The 12,810-nt window shown below is 60.5% G+C and carries 14 protein-coding genes; 8 read left to right on the forward strand and 6 right to left on the reverse strand.

Annotated elements, in window-relative coordinates; translation table 11 throughout:
- Position 1 precedes the first annotated feature (1 nt).
- From V9T28_RS08640 to V9T28_RS08660, 5 genes are all read right to left on the reverse strand, one after another.
- A complete protein-coding gene (locus V9T28_RS08640) occupies positions 2-1,219 on the reverse strand; it encodes an ABC transporter substrate-binding protein (protein WP_116398589.1) in 1,218 nt (405 codons plus the stop codon).
- A 109-nt stretch (positions 1,220-1,328) separates the two neighbouring features.
- Positions 1,329-2,186, reverse strand: coding sequence for a carbohydrate ABC transporter permease (locus tag V9T28_RS08645; protein WP_116398590.1), 858 nt, complete (start codon positions 2,184-2,186; stop codon positions 1,329-1,331).
- Positions 2,183-3,067 (reverse strand): carbohydrate ABC transporter permease, encoded by an 885-nt coding sequence (locus V9T28_RS08650; protein WP_116399769.1) that lies wholly within the window; start codon positions 3,065-3,067, stop codon positions 2,183-2,185. The genes V9T28_RS08645 and V9T28_RS08650 overlap by 4 nt, the downstream gene beginning before the upstream one ends.
- On the reverse strand, positions 3,067-4,236 hold the full coding sequence (locus tag V9T28_RS08655) for a Gfo/Idh/MocA family protein (protein ID WP_116398591.1): 1,170 nt from the start codon (positions 4,234-4,236) through the stop codon (positions 3,067-3,069). The genes V9T28_RS08650 and V9T28_RS08655 overlap by 1 nt, the downstream gene beginning before the upstream one ends.
- Before the next feature lie 377 nt (positions 4,237-4,613).
- Positions 4,614-4,982: a RidA family protein gene (locus V9T28_RS08660; protein WP_116399770.1), complete on the reverse strand. Its 369-nt coding sequence runs from the start codon at positions 4,980-4,982 to the stop codon at positions 4,614-4,616.
- A gap of 127 nt (positions 4,983-5,109) precedes the next feature.
- Between V9T28_RS08660 and V9T28_RS08665 the strand changes: the two genes are divergently transcribed.
- From V9T28_RS08665 to irr, 6 genes are all read left to right on the forward strand, one after another.
- The gene (locus V9T28_RS08665; protein ID WP_245423831.1) at positions 5,110-5,877 is read left to right on the forward strand and encodes an SDR family NAD(P)-dependent oxidoreductase; all 768 of its coding nucleotides are present in this window, start codon (positions 5,110-5,112) and stop codon (positions 5,875-5,877) included.
- Positions 5,878-6,744 carry a MurR/RpiR family transcriptional regulator gene (locus tag V9T28_RS08670; protein ID WP_245423833.1) on the forward strand — a complete coding sequence of 289 codons (867 nt, stop codon included), beginning with the start codon at positions 5,878-5,880 and terminating at the stop codon, positions 6,742-6,744.
- Between the two features lie 3 nt (positions 6,745-6,747).
- Positions 6,748-7,809: a D-TA family PLP-dependent enzyme gene (locus tag V9T28_RS08675; protein WP_116398592.1), complete on the forward strand. Its 1,062-nt coding sequence runs from the start codon at positions 6,748-6,750 to the stop codon at positions 7,807-7,809.
- Between the two features lie 51 nt (positions 7,810-7,860).
- Positions 7,861-8,352, forward strand: a complete 492-nt coding sequence (locus V9T28_RS08680) for a hypothetical protein (protein WP_116398593.1) — start codon at positions 7,861-7,863, stop codon at positions 8,350-8,352.
- Positions 8,353-8,446: 94 nt separating this feature from the next.
- Entirely contained in the window at positions 8,447-8,665 is a 219-nt protein-coding gene (locus V9T28_RS08685; RefSeq protein WP_116398594.1) for a hypothetical protein, read from the forward strand.
- A gap of 262 nt (positions 8,666-8,927) precedes the next feature.
- Positions 8,928-9,314 (forward strand): Fur family transcriptional regulator Irr, encoded by a 387-nt coding sequence (gene irr / locus V9T28_RS08690; RefSeq protein WP_245423835.1) that lies wholly within the window; start codon positions 8,928-8,930, stop codon positions 9,312-9,314.
- Between the two features lie 39 nt (positions 9,315-9,353).
- Here the strand turns inward: irr and V9T28_RS08695 are convergent, their stop codons facing one another.
- Complete coding sequence (locus V9T28_RS08695) at positions 9,354-10,016, reverse strand: class II aldolase/adducin family protein (RefSeq protein WP_116398596.1); 663 nt, start codon at positions 10,014-10,016, stop codon at positions 9,354-9,356.
- A 176-nt stretch (positions 10,017-10,192) separates the two neighbouring features.
- On the opposite strand from V9T28_RS08695, the gene V9T28_RS08700 reads away from it, so the two are divergent.
- Positions 10,193-11,443 carry a flavin monoamine oxidase family protein gene (locus V9T28_RS08700; RefSeq protein ID WP_116399771.1) on the forward strand — a complete coding sequence of 417 codons (1,251 nt, stop codon included), beginning with the start codon at positions 10,193-10,195 and terminating at the stop codon, positions 11,441-11,443.
- Between the two features lie 158 nt (positions 11,444-11,601).
- Positions 11,602-12,789, forward strand: a complete 1,188-nt coding sequence (locus V9T28_RS08705) for an MFS transporter (protein ID WP_116398597.1) — start codon at positions 11,602-11,604, stop codon at positions 12,787-12,789.
- The last annotated feature ends 21 nt before the right edge of the window (positions 12,790-12,810 follow it).

The following is a 12,810-nucleotide window of genomic DNA, read 5'->3' on the forward strand; positions in this document are numbered from 1 at the left end:
CTTATTTATATTGTTCGAGGTCGGCCGCGGCCTTCTTCAGGGCGTCGGCGGGCTTGGCTTTTCCGGTGACGACCGACTGAACCATGTCGATCATCGTATTCTGGAAGCCTTTGTAGTCCTGGAACAAAGGCTCCGGTCCGCCATAGGCAATGCCGTCGATGAACGGCTTCCAGTGCGGGTCTTTCTCAACCAGATCTTTCACGCCCGGCACGGGGCGCAAGGGCGTGAGGCCGTTCGAGACCTCATATTTGAATTGGTTGTCCGGATTGGTCAGGAACTTCGCGAAGTCGGTGGCTTGCGCTTCGACGCCCGTGCCTTTGAAGATCGCAAGGCTATCGGTGATCAGCAGCGTGCCGGGACCTTTGGCATGGGGGCCAAGCGGAAGCGGAGCCACGCCCCACGCGAACTTGGCGTCTTTCAGAAGGTTCACAGCGCCGACCGATTGCTGCGTCATGCCGAGCTTACCGTCGAGGAAGATCGCGCGCACTTCGAGCTGTTCGTAGGCGGTCGGGCCGTCTTCGGCATAGGGCACCATCGCATTCAATGCGGTGAGCGCCTCAAGATTTTCAGGGCTGTCGAGGACGATCTTGCCGTCCTTGTCGATCACCTTGCCGTTGTTGGTATAAACCCAGTGCATGAACTGGTGCATCGTGTTGTCATAGGTTTTGGCGACGACGCCGAAGCCTGCGACGCCAGCCTTTTCCTTGATGGCTTTCGCGTCGGCGAGCTCTTCCGCCCAAGTTGTCGGCGGCTTCTCAGGATCGAGGCCGGCTTTCTTGAAGAGGTCTTTGTTCCAGTACAGCGACTTCGTCGAGAAGGCGGTCGGGATACCCCATTGGTTGCCCTTGAACGTGACGGTATCGGGAATGTTGGGATAGTAGGCGGCCTTTTCGGCATCCGTCATCGGCACGGGAATGATGAGGTCGTTGTTTGCCAATTGCTTTAAGGTGCGAGAGCCGACATAGGCGAGGGCAGGCGGATTGCCGGCGGCGGAGAGCGTCGTCACTTTATCCTGGCAGGTGTCCCATGGGACCACTTCAATATGAATCTTGAAGCCAGGATGTGCACTCTCCCACGCGCTGATGATCGGCGGGTATACTGGATCTTCGGAATCGCCGCATTGAATGAAATCGATGGCTTTGTCCTCCGCCTTGGCGAAAGAAGTCATTGCGGCAAGGGCCGCGCAGACGCCGATCATAAGTTTGGCACGTAACTTCATAGGATGGTCCTTCCCCTCCGATGTAGAGCTCTCCCTTGAGCCCGATGAAAGCAAAGCCGGACGACGGCCGCAGGGGCCCATGACCGGTTTTGCGATTGCTGTTCCTGCCTCAAGTCTTCACGGCTCCGGCGGTGAGGCCGGCGACGAGATAGCGTTGCAGGAAAATGAAAACGATCACCACCGGCGCGATGCCGGCAAAGCTCGCCGCCATCAATTCGTTCCACACCACGTCCTGCCGGCCGAAGAAGCCGAAGAGGCCCACCGCCAGCGGCATGTATTCGGACTTCGAATTGAACGTGATGGCGTAAATGAATTGCTGCGCGTAGATCGTCAGGAAGCAATAGATCGCGACGACGAGAATGCCCGGCGCGGCAATCGGTAGAATGACGCGGCGCAGAATGTAGAAGCGGCTCGCGCCATCGACCCAAGCGGCTTCCTCAAGCTCTCGTGGAATCCGCAAGAGATAGGCGCGCAGCAGCCAGACGCCCGTGCCGATGGTGAAGGCGACGCCCGGCACGATCATTGCGAAGTAGGTATTGAGCAAGCCGAGGTTGCGTAGAAGCTGGAAGAGCGGAATGATCAGCACCGCGCCGGAAAACATGTTGATGGTGAGCATGCCGCCGAGCACCGCGCCGCGGCCCTTAAACGCCATACGTGCCAGCGCATACGAGGCCGGAATGATCAGGACCAGAGCGATCGAGGAGCCGACAAGCGCGATGAAGATGCTGTTGATGATGTAACGCCCCAGCAGCGGCACGGTCGTCCACATCCTGAAATAGGCGTCGAAGGATCCGTTTTCCGGCCAGAAACGGTAGGGCGACGAGAACAATAGCGACAAGGGCTTGAGGGAGACAAGAAAGCCTTCCACAAACGGCGCGATAATGAAGGTCAGAAAGACCAACATGCCAATGTAGACCAGGATCTTCTCGTACCAACGGAATTTGTCGATCATGGCGCCGGTTCCTATTTCGTCTCTTGGGCGGAAAGCCGGTTAACGACGCGGAAGTAGAAGAAGCAGAAGACGGAGAGGCACAGCGCTACAAGCACGGCGCGGGCGGCGCCTTCGCCATATTTGTACGAGCCGATCGCGGTCCGGTAAGTGTCGATGATCATCGTCGTGGTTTCGCCGCTCGGCCCGCCGCGCGTCAGGATCCAGATGATGTCGAAGGAGTTGAAGGTCGAGATCAGCGAGATCATCGACATGGTGAGCATCGCCGGTACCATCAGCGGAAGGGTGATGCGGCGAAAGCGGTAGAAACGGCTCGCACCATCGGTCCACGCGGCTTCATAGAGGTCTTTGGGAATCGACTGGATGGTCGCGAGGAAATAGAACGTCACCATCGGCACGCCGATCCACACATCGGTGAAAACGGTGGCCCAGAACGCCGTTTCGCCATGCGCCAGAAAGGCGATCGGGCTGCTGGTCAGGCCGGAGCGTTGCAATAGCCCGGAAATCATGCCGAACTCGCCGTTATACATCCAGCCCCACATGAAAATGCCGATCGCCATCGGCACGATCCAGGGCAGGAGCGTCAGGGTGCGGACGATTGCGCGGCCCGGCAACGCGACGTTCAGCAGCAACGCGCCGCAGGTGCCGATGATCATCTTGAGGAGGACGGAGAAGAAGGTCCAGATGAAGGTGCGGATGATAATGGTGCTGAAGCCGCTGCGGAAAATCTTGGTGTAATTGTCCCAGCCGATCCAGTCATAGGTCCGTCTCAAAGAGGCGTCGGTGAAAGACAGAAAAATCGTCTCGACCAGCGGATAGGCGACGATCACGAGCACATAAAGCAGTGCCGGCGCCAGCAGGCACCAGGCGAAGATAATGGCGCCCCTCTGCTGCAGCATCACGCGCTCCTTGCCATGGCCGGCGGCGTTTCGCCATTGCGCGCCGCATCGAAACGCTTCCATGTTTCGGTCAGATCGATGACGGAACGGCTTTGGCGGGCTTCGTCGATCTTGATCGCGGTGAGGCCCGCCTCCAGCGCATCGATCACCGAGACGGGCAGGGCTGCACCGGTGGTCAGGTGAGCGGCGATGTCCTTGACCATTTGCTCGTCGGCGCCGTAATGCTGCGAAAGTTCCGTCGTCTCATAGGTCGTATCGAGCAGCACGTCGGACGTGCGGGCATCGTGCACTTTGAAGAAGTTGCGGATGAAGTCGCCTTCCGCCATGCCTTTTGAGCCGACGATGCAGAAGCGGCGGAACTGGTCCGGCACATTCATATTGGTGTGAAACGCCATAGTGGCGCCATTCGCATATTCGATCAGCGCGGTCTGATAGTCGATGATGTCCGCGTCGCTGTCGAAGACTTTGTCCGTGCCCATCCAGCCGCTCGGCTTGCGATGATAGACGTCGAGATTGTGCCGCACGGCATTTTCCGGCACGAAGGATTTGCGGCCGCCGAAGCTTGCGACGCGTTGCGGCCGTGCGCCGACCGCGCCTTGGTAAAGGTCGAGGTCGTGGCAGCATTTCTCCAAGATGAAGCTGCCGGAATAGCCCTGGTAGCGCCGCCAGTCGCGCATGAAAAACGCGCCGTGATAGGGCGCGATATGTTCGGACGCCTCGATGCTGACGATCTCGCCGAGCGCGCCTTCGGCAATCACTTTCTTAAGGTCGACATAAAGCGGCGCATAGCGCAGCACGAGACCGACCATGACCCGATCGGGGTCGCCGCATGCGTGCAGGAGGCGGAGCAGCTCGTAGGTCTCGGCCTCCGAAATGACCACGGGCTTTTCGCAGAAGACCTTCAGATTGAGCTGCAGCGCCGTCTTGATATGGCCGAGATGGAGGTGATTGGGCGAGCCGATCATCAGAAGATCGAGGGGAGCGGCCTTCGCCAAGGCGTCGATCGATTCGTAGGATTGGCCGGGATCGATGCCGTGCTGCCGCAGACCCGGCAGGCCGGCGGGGGAGGGATCGACATACCCCACAAGCTGAAAATCAGGAATGAGGACGCTGAAAACCCGAACGAGATATTCCAGCCGGTACCCGAGGCCGACAACGCCGACTTTCATTTCCCCTCCACTTCACCTGTTCCCGAGACCATCCTTGCAAGGACGGTGCGTGCCGTTGCGCGTATGTAAATTATTTTCATGATGATGCCGCTACATTTCCAACCTGTCAAGGGTTGTTAACCATGCGCGGCGGTGAAAATTTTATCACTGCATGGCGAGAATTTCCCTGTTTGCAGGCGTTTTTGTGTTGCTGGTGGTGGTTTGCAGCAAAGAGCGGCCGAGCCTGCGGTACGTTTCTATTTTCATGAAAAGACCGATTGTATGACGGAAATTTACATTTTTGGGTGTAACTTGACCCTGGACCTTCCGTTCAGAACATCTGGGATCAAGTTCAAGTGTCGCCGGCGCGAAGGCTCGCTACCGGCCCAGGTCGTCCCTTATTTTTGCGGCAGATAGGCGATGGCTTCGATCTCGACTTTGATGTCGATCATCAAACGCGCTTCGAGGGTCGTCCGGGCCGGAGGCTGCTCCGGGAAATAGCTGCCGTAGACTTTGTTGAACGCGCCGAATTCACGCGCGTCGGCGAGGATAACCGTGGTCTTGACCACATCGGCCAGCGTCGCGCCGGCCAGCGCCAGAGCCGCGCTGATGTTCTCCATCACGCGACGGGTCTGCGCCTCGATGCCACCTACGACGACCGAGCCGTCGGCCAGGGTGGGCACTTGACCCGAAATGTAGATGAAGTCGCCGGCGCGAACGGCCGGGGAGAGCGGAACATGCGCGGAACCATATGCGATCTTGGCCATTGACGAACCCTGCGGTGAAAAGGTCGATGTCGAGATGTAATTAATTTTCAAAAAAAGTGTCAAGTGGCAAAATTAATGTTGCTAGTTTTCATAAAACGGTCCAATCTTTTGCAAAATGGGGAGCGCGATGTTTGATTTCTCGGGCAGGCATGTGGTCGTGACCGGTGCGAGCGGCGGTATCGGCCGTGCGCTCCTCGCGCTCTTTGCGCAAGCCGGGGCGATCCTGACGGCGATCGATCGCGTCGCCGATCCGCTCGACGTGCCTGCCGTGCGCGACCAATTGGTGCTCGACGTCACCGATGCGGCGGGGGTGCGCAGCGCCTTGCGTGACCTGACGGTTCGCCGCGGCGCCCCCGAGATTGTCATTTCCAATGCCGGCTGGTCGCGGGCCGATCGCTTCGACCAACTCGACGAGGCGGCGTTCGAACAAGAGCTCGCGATCAATCTGACCGGATCCTATCGGGTCATCGACGCGCTTCTGCCGGCGATGATCGATCGCGGCGGCGGCGCGATCGTGGCCGTCGCATCGGTGAATGCGCTGGCGCATTATGGCAATCCGGCCTATTCGGCGGCAAAAGCCGGACTCCTCGCCTATATCCGCGCCATCGCGGTCGAATATGGCGGCAAGAATATTCGCGCCAATGCGGTCTGCCCCGGTTCGGTCATGACGCCCGCTTGGGACCACCGGTTCGAACGCGACCCCGATCTGCGCCGCAAAGTGCTCGATCATTATCCGCTCGGCCGCCTCGTTGCCCCCAACGAGGTTGCGCAGGCGATCGCTTTTTTGGCTTCTCCCTTGGCCACCGGCGTCACCGGCGTCGCTCTACCAGTTGACGCGGGCCTGACGGCAGGCAATCTGCGTTTTGTGCGCAATATCATCAACGGGGAGGCATGAGTGATCGACATCGTCGAAGCGCTTCGGCAATTGGCTGAGAACGGCAGCAAGTCCGATCAGCGCCTCGCGCAAGTCGTGTTGGCCGACATGGGTTTCGCCTCGCGCGCATCGATCATGGAGCTCGCCCAACAGGCGGAGGTCAGCGAACCGACCGTGACGCGTTTCTGCCGTACCTTGCGCTGCGACGGGATCCGCGATTTCAAATTCCATCTGGCGCAAGCTTTGGCGATCGGCGGCGCTTATCTTGCCGGCGGCGCGAACAACGATGACGAGCGTCCCACTCTCGACCTCATTTGCGACGGCGCGCTCGGAGCGATCGAACGGATTCGCAGCGGCATCGACCGCAAACAATTCGAGCTTGCGGCGCGCCGCCTGTCGAAAGCCACATCGGTTCTGACTTACGGGTCCGGCGGATCGTCCTCGATCGCCGCGCTCGAAACCCAGCACCGTTTGTTCCGCCTCGGCTTGCCGGTCACGGCCTATACCGATGGCGAGTTGCAATGCATGACCGCTTCGGTCGCGACGAAGCAGACCGTGATCATCGCTTTCTCGATTTCCGGCCATGCCCATGCGGTGTTGGAGGCGGTCGAGATCGGCAAGAGCTACGGCGCGTTCACGATCGTTCTGACCGCGCCCGGCTCGGCGCTCGCCGCGCTTGGCGATATCGCCATCACCTTCAAGATTCCGGAAGACGGCAATCTGTTCAAGCCGTCGTCCTCGCGTTACGCGTTGCTCACCCTTGTCGATTTTCTCGCGGCCGAAACCGCCCGCGTGATGGGCCCGCCGGTGCTCGAGGGCCTGCGGCGGATCAAGCAGAGCCTGAACACATTCAAGATCAATGATCCAAGCTTGCCGATCGGGGATTGAGCAATGACGTTGCAAGAGCTGGAAACCCCATGTGTGCTGATCGACCTTGCCAAAGTCGACGCCAATCTGCGGCGCGCGCACGATTATGCCCGCGCGCACCATCTGCCGTTGCGGCCGCATATCAAGACCCACAAGCTGCCGCGCTTCGCCAAGCAGCAGATGGCGCTCGGCTCCATCGGCATCACCTGCCAAAAGCTCGGCGAGGCCGAGGTGATGGTGGCGGCAGGGCTCAACGACATTCTCATCCCCTACAATATCCTCGGCGCACCCAAACTCGCCCGTTTGCGCGCGTTGGCGGACAAAGCTGACCTCATCGTCGGTGCGGACAGTGCCGCGACCATCAAGGGCTATGCGGCGCATTTCGCCGAATCCGCCAAACATTTGCCCGTGCTGGTCGAGTGCGACACAGGCATGGGACGCTGCGGCGTCACGACGTCCGAACAAGCGGTCGAATTGGCGAGGCTCATTGCGGTGCAGCCGGGTTTGCAATTCGCCGGAATCTTCACCTATCCGGCGGCGGGCAAATATCACGAGGCGCTGCAATGGCTGCGCGACGCGGTGATGGCACTCAATGATGCCGGCCTGCCGCCGCGCATCGTCTCCTCCGGCGGCACGCCCGATCTTTATCATGCGCACGAAGGGGTGGGGCTGATCACGGACTACCGCCCCGGCACCTATATTTATTCCGATCGCTACCAGGCAGCGAAAGGTGTCGGAACCTTGGAGGATTGCGCGCTTTCGGTGCTGACCACGGTCGTGAGCCGTCCCACCGCGACGCGCTGCGTCGTGGATGCGGGGTCGAAGGCACTCACGAGCGATCTTTTGGGCATGGACGGCTATGGTTACGTCGTCGGCTATCCGGAGGCGGTCGTGAAATCGCTCAGCGAAGAGCATGGCGTGATCGACTTTTCCGCCTGTGCCGCAAGCCCGAGTATCGGCGATCGGCTGCGCATCATCCCCAATCACGCCTGCGTCGTGTCCAATCTCTTCGACAAGGTCAATCTCGTCTCGGGTGACGATTTCGTCGAAGCCGTTCCCGTCTCGGCGCGCGGTCGCGTCGATTAGCGCCGTCTTCGTTTCCGGCGCTTGCCCATCATCCCTTTTCAAGGAGTTCGCATGTCCTTTCTCGACAATCCGTTCCCGCACGATCCCGACCGTCGGTATATCTGGGATATGCTGGTCCATCGCGATATTGACGCGTTTATCGCCAGCGATTGGGCGATGGTCGAAGGGGATTTCATCCGCGACGGCTTTCTGGGGCTCGACGCCAAGGGCTCCGACAATCCCGACACCTGGCGCGTCAGCTTTCCGACGCTCGACGTCTATCGCGACGAGTGGCTGCGCCAGTCCGCCGAGACGGCCAAGATTGCGTTTGCGGAAGACCTGCGCACCGGCATTTTCCGCGCGACGAACCTTCTGCATATCGAAGTAACCGATGAGATCGCCGTCGCGCATAAGAAATTCGACGGGACGATCGCCAAGGCTGACGGCACGAAAGACGTTTTGAACTGGCAGACCTTGTATTTCGCGCGCAAAGTCGCGGGTGTTTGGAAACTCACCGGCTTCATTGGCTATATGCCGTTTCCGATGGGGACGCGGCGGGCGTAAGGCATAGAGCCGATTGGGACGAATACGCCGGCAGATGACGGAGAACGACACATAAGAGTCATCTGCGGGTCACTTGCGGTGTTTATAGTAAAACGTGGCGGGTGCCATCGTCGCCAGCGGCTCCGGCCTCGCGACGATCCGTAATCTCTTGCTCGCCTGGGTTCTGATATTTTCTTGTGCGATAGTGTTGTCGGGCACGCTCTACTTCATCTTCCGGCGCGCGTTCTTGAGTTTTGATCGGACGGCGAAAGGCATCCGCTACGGCACGGACGGCGCTCTTCGGAGCGCCGTTTTGCTTTACGCAAGTCAATAGAGCGATCGATCAGATCAGTGATGAAAACCCGATAGTTTAGAATCAGACTAAATACGGAACATATGAATTGACAGGCCGTTGTCCCGATCGATAGGAAAGAGGAAACGCACTCTTTGTCCGGGCCTTGACCCCGAAACGATTGAGGATCCCGTGCCGATTTCCCACATGAAAACGTGTCCGTTCCATGCGTGACATCCGATCTAGTTCATTGCCCACACAAACCAGTCTCAGCGGCTGTCCTTTAAGCGAAGTGAGGGACAAGTTGCGCAGCGCCGGATTGCGGCCAACGCGGCAGCGGGTGCTGTTGGGCTGGATGCTGTTCGGCCGGGCGCATCGTCATGTCTGCGCCGAGGATCTGTTCGAAGAGGCGACCAAGGCGCGCGCTGGCCTGTCGCAGGCGACCGTTTACAACACCCTGCGGCAATTTACCGACGCGGGGCTTTTGCGCCAGGTGCATATGGCGGCCGACCGCGCCTATTTCGACACCAATGTGCAGGAGCACCACCATTTCGTGGTGGAGGGAGAAGGGCGCATCATCGATGTGCCGGAAATGGCTCTGGCCCTTACGGAAATGCCGACGGCGCCGGCAGGTTTTGCCATTGCCGGAATCGATGTGATCGTCCGGTTGCGCCGTGTGGACGAAGCGTGACGGAGACCCTTGCGGCCATAGCCGCCGGAGCGTCCGGCGCTAATCCTTTTTGTCCTGCAAGCCGTAGCTTTTGAAGCTTTCCATGACTTCGGCGATTTCCTGATCTGGCAGGATGAAGGGCGTGCCGATCAGCAGGCTATGGTAATATTGCCGCGCCAGGCATTCGAGCTCGTTGGCGAGCCACATGGCCTTCGGCAGGCTGGAGCCGACGGTGATCATGCCGTGATTGGCAAGAAGGCAGCCGTTGCGGTTTTCCAGTGCCACCAGCACATTGTCTGACAGGGCCTGCGTGCCGTAGCGGGCATAGGGCGCGCAGCGGATCTCGGGACCGCCGAAAGCCGCGATCATATAATGGATCGCGGGGATCGATTTGCGCGCGATCGCCAGGATCGTGCAGTAATTGGCGTGGGTGTGCACCACGGCGGCGCCATCGGGCCGCGCCCGTAGAATATCGCGATGGAACCGCCATTCTGTCGATGGTTTGAGCGGGCCTTGCCATTCATCCGTCGCGCGGTCGAGCGGCATGGCGGCAATCATCTCCGGCGTCATATCGTCGTAAGGGACGGCCGAGGGTGTGATCAGCATGCGGTCGCGGCAGCGGGCGGAAATATTGCCTGACGTTCCCTGATTGAGCGCGTTCGCATTCATCCACCGGCATTGCGCGATGATCTCGCGACGCAGCTCCAGTTCTTCGCTGTCCATTCCTTGGTCTCCATCTTGGGCGCGGACAATCTTTGCGTTTTGCGACCGATCCGCCAAGCCGCGCCGCGTGAAATTCGGTGCATGGCGGCCATTCCAACGCGATCGGCCTCGCCCCGAGCGGCCGCCACCCCTATAACGAGGCTGGATTTTTAGGAATCGGCGGAAGAACCATGCCTGTGGATTTTGATGTTGCGATTATTGGGGCGGGGGCTGCCGGCGTTGCCGCGGCCCGCCGGCTCGCCGGCCTGGGATTCTCGGTCGCGGTGCTGGAGGCGAGCGCGCGGATCGGTGGCCGAGGCTGGACACATTCCGTTGCCGGTTTGGCCCTCGATCTTGGCTGCGGCTGGCTGCATTCGGCCGAGCGCAATCCGTGGACGACAATCGCGGAAGCGGCGGGCTTCGCGATCGACCGCCGGACGCCGGCCTGGGGCACGCAATATCGGGATCTGGGATTCTCGCCAAGCGAACAAGCGGCGGCCCGCGCAGCCATGGCCGCTTGGCATGAGCGTCTCGAAACGGCGCCGCCGCCGAGCGATTGCGCTGCAGACGCCCTGGAACCAGGCGGCAAGTGGAACGGTTACATTCAAGCGATCAGCGGCTTCATCAACGGGGCCGAACTGGAACGGATTTCGATCACCGACTATTTGACCTACGACGACCATGCGACCGATCAGAATTGGCGGGTACTGGCCGGTTACGGCACGTTGATCGCCGCGAGCTTGCCAAGCCCGATCAACCTCTATCTCTCGACGCCGGTCGATGCGGTGGCGCTGGAAGCAGGAGGCGTGGCCTTGACGACGGCGGGCGGCACGCTTCGCGCCCGGGCGGCGATTCTGACCGCTTCCACCGCCGTCCTGGCCGGATCGGCGATGCGGCTGCCCTCAGTGCTCGATCCGTGGCGGCATGCCGCGACGCGCCTGCCGCTCGGGCGTGACGAGAAGCTGTTCTTCGAGATCCTCGGCGACAATTTCCTGGCGGCGGAAACGCATCTCTTCGGCAATCCGCATGATCGCCGCACCGGCGCCTATTATATCCGCCCGCTGGACCGGCCGGTGGTCGAATGTTTTCTCGGGGCCGCCGGGGCCGGGATCGTCGCGGACGAGGGGCCCGCCGCCGCCTTCGCTTTCGCTCTCGACCAGTTGACCGCGCTGCTCGGCGCGGATGTTCGGCGCCGCTTGCGGCCGCTCATTGCGTCGGGCTGGAGCCGGATGACCTATATCGGCGGCGCCTACAGCCATGCGCTTCCCGGTCAAGCCGCTGCACGGCGCGATCTCGCGCGGCCTTGCGAGCAGCGCATTTTCTTTGCCGGCGAGGCGACCCACACTTACGATTTTTCGACCGCGCATGGCGCCTACGCAAGCGGCCTGCGTGCGGCGGAGGAAGTCGCTGCGGTACTCGCCCCTGCAACGCTTGAAGCAGCGCGGTAAAACGCCTGCCGAGGGTGGCAACAAGTTCCAAAAATCAGTTGGCCCGCACTCTTTGCAATTCAGTTACGATGCGTCGTCGTCTACGCAGGGGCGCCGCGACATTCTAAAATGGAGGCCCACGATTCGCTGGGGCGGTCCGCGTTCTCTCAGGCTCGCCGATGATTTCCCAACTCTTTCCTCCCAAGCAGACTCTGCAAATCTCGCTGCTCTTGCTGATCAGCGGCACGTGCATGTCGGCGCTCGTCCCGGTCATGGGCTATTTCATGATCGACGAGCTTGGCGAATCGGCCTGGACGGTCGGCATCTACAACGGATTGGTGACGGCGATCACATTCGCATTGAACCGTTGGACCGGCGGCCAATTTGACAAAGGGGCCATCGTGCTCCGGCTGCTGCTTGCCGCTGGCGGAGCCTATTGCGCCGCAGCGCTCATGCTCATCGTGGCCCATGGCCTCACGATCCTGCTTGTCGTCGTCGCACCTTTGATGGGTATTGCCAGCACCGGCATGAGCACGACCTTTGCTTTTGGCCGGGTCGCGGCGGAGCGCGCCCGCGTCCCTGTCGCTCGAGCGAATTCCTGGCTCAGGGCGGCGATCTCTTTGGCGTGGATGATCGGTCCGGCTTTGTCGTTCACGCTGATCGGTGCTTATGGATTCGGGCCGGCTTTCGCCGCGTCGGCGGTGTTGGGCGTTGTGTGGCTCGCGCTGCTGGTTTGGTTTGTTCCCGCCGACTTCCGTGCCGACCAGCACCGCAAGTCGAACACGCAGGCGAACGACATAAACTGGGGCCTCATGCTTGCCGCACTCATCTGTCTAATGTTCGTGCTGGTCACGGCTTTGTTCGAATCGGCCATGCCGATGTACTTCATTCAGGACGTGCATCTGCCCGCCTACGCACCTGGCCTGCACTTGTCGATCAAGTGCTTTCTCGAATTGTTTACGATTTTCTCATCGTCGGCGCTCGTCGACCGTATCGGTATCCGCCGCGTGCTCATAGGCGCTGCTCTCATCGCGGTGACGACCATGGTGCTTTATGCCGAAATCTCGTCCCTTGCCGAACTGATCGCTGTTTCGGCTCTGGACGGGATCTATTACGGCCTGTTCGCCGGCGTCGCCGTCACCTACTGTCAAAGCTTCGAGCCGGACAGGCCGGGGCGTGCGACGGCGGTTTACGCGAACAGCTACGCGGCCGGCAATATGGTCGGCAGCATGGCGATGGGGTTCATCGCCAGCGCCACGAGTTTCCGCAGTGTGATTTTCGTAGCGGCCTATGCAGCATGGGCTGTAGCTGGCGTGCTGGCGCTTGAAGTACCTTTGCGGCAGCGGGCACGCCAGTCGGCGCGCTGACGGCGAGGCAAGATCCGAAAA

Source organism: Methylovirgula sp. 4M-Z18, from assembly GCF_037890675.1.
Taxonomy (GTDB): domain Bacteria; phylum Pseudomonadota; class Alphaproteobacteria; order Rhizobiales; family Beijerinckiaceae; genus 4M-Z18.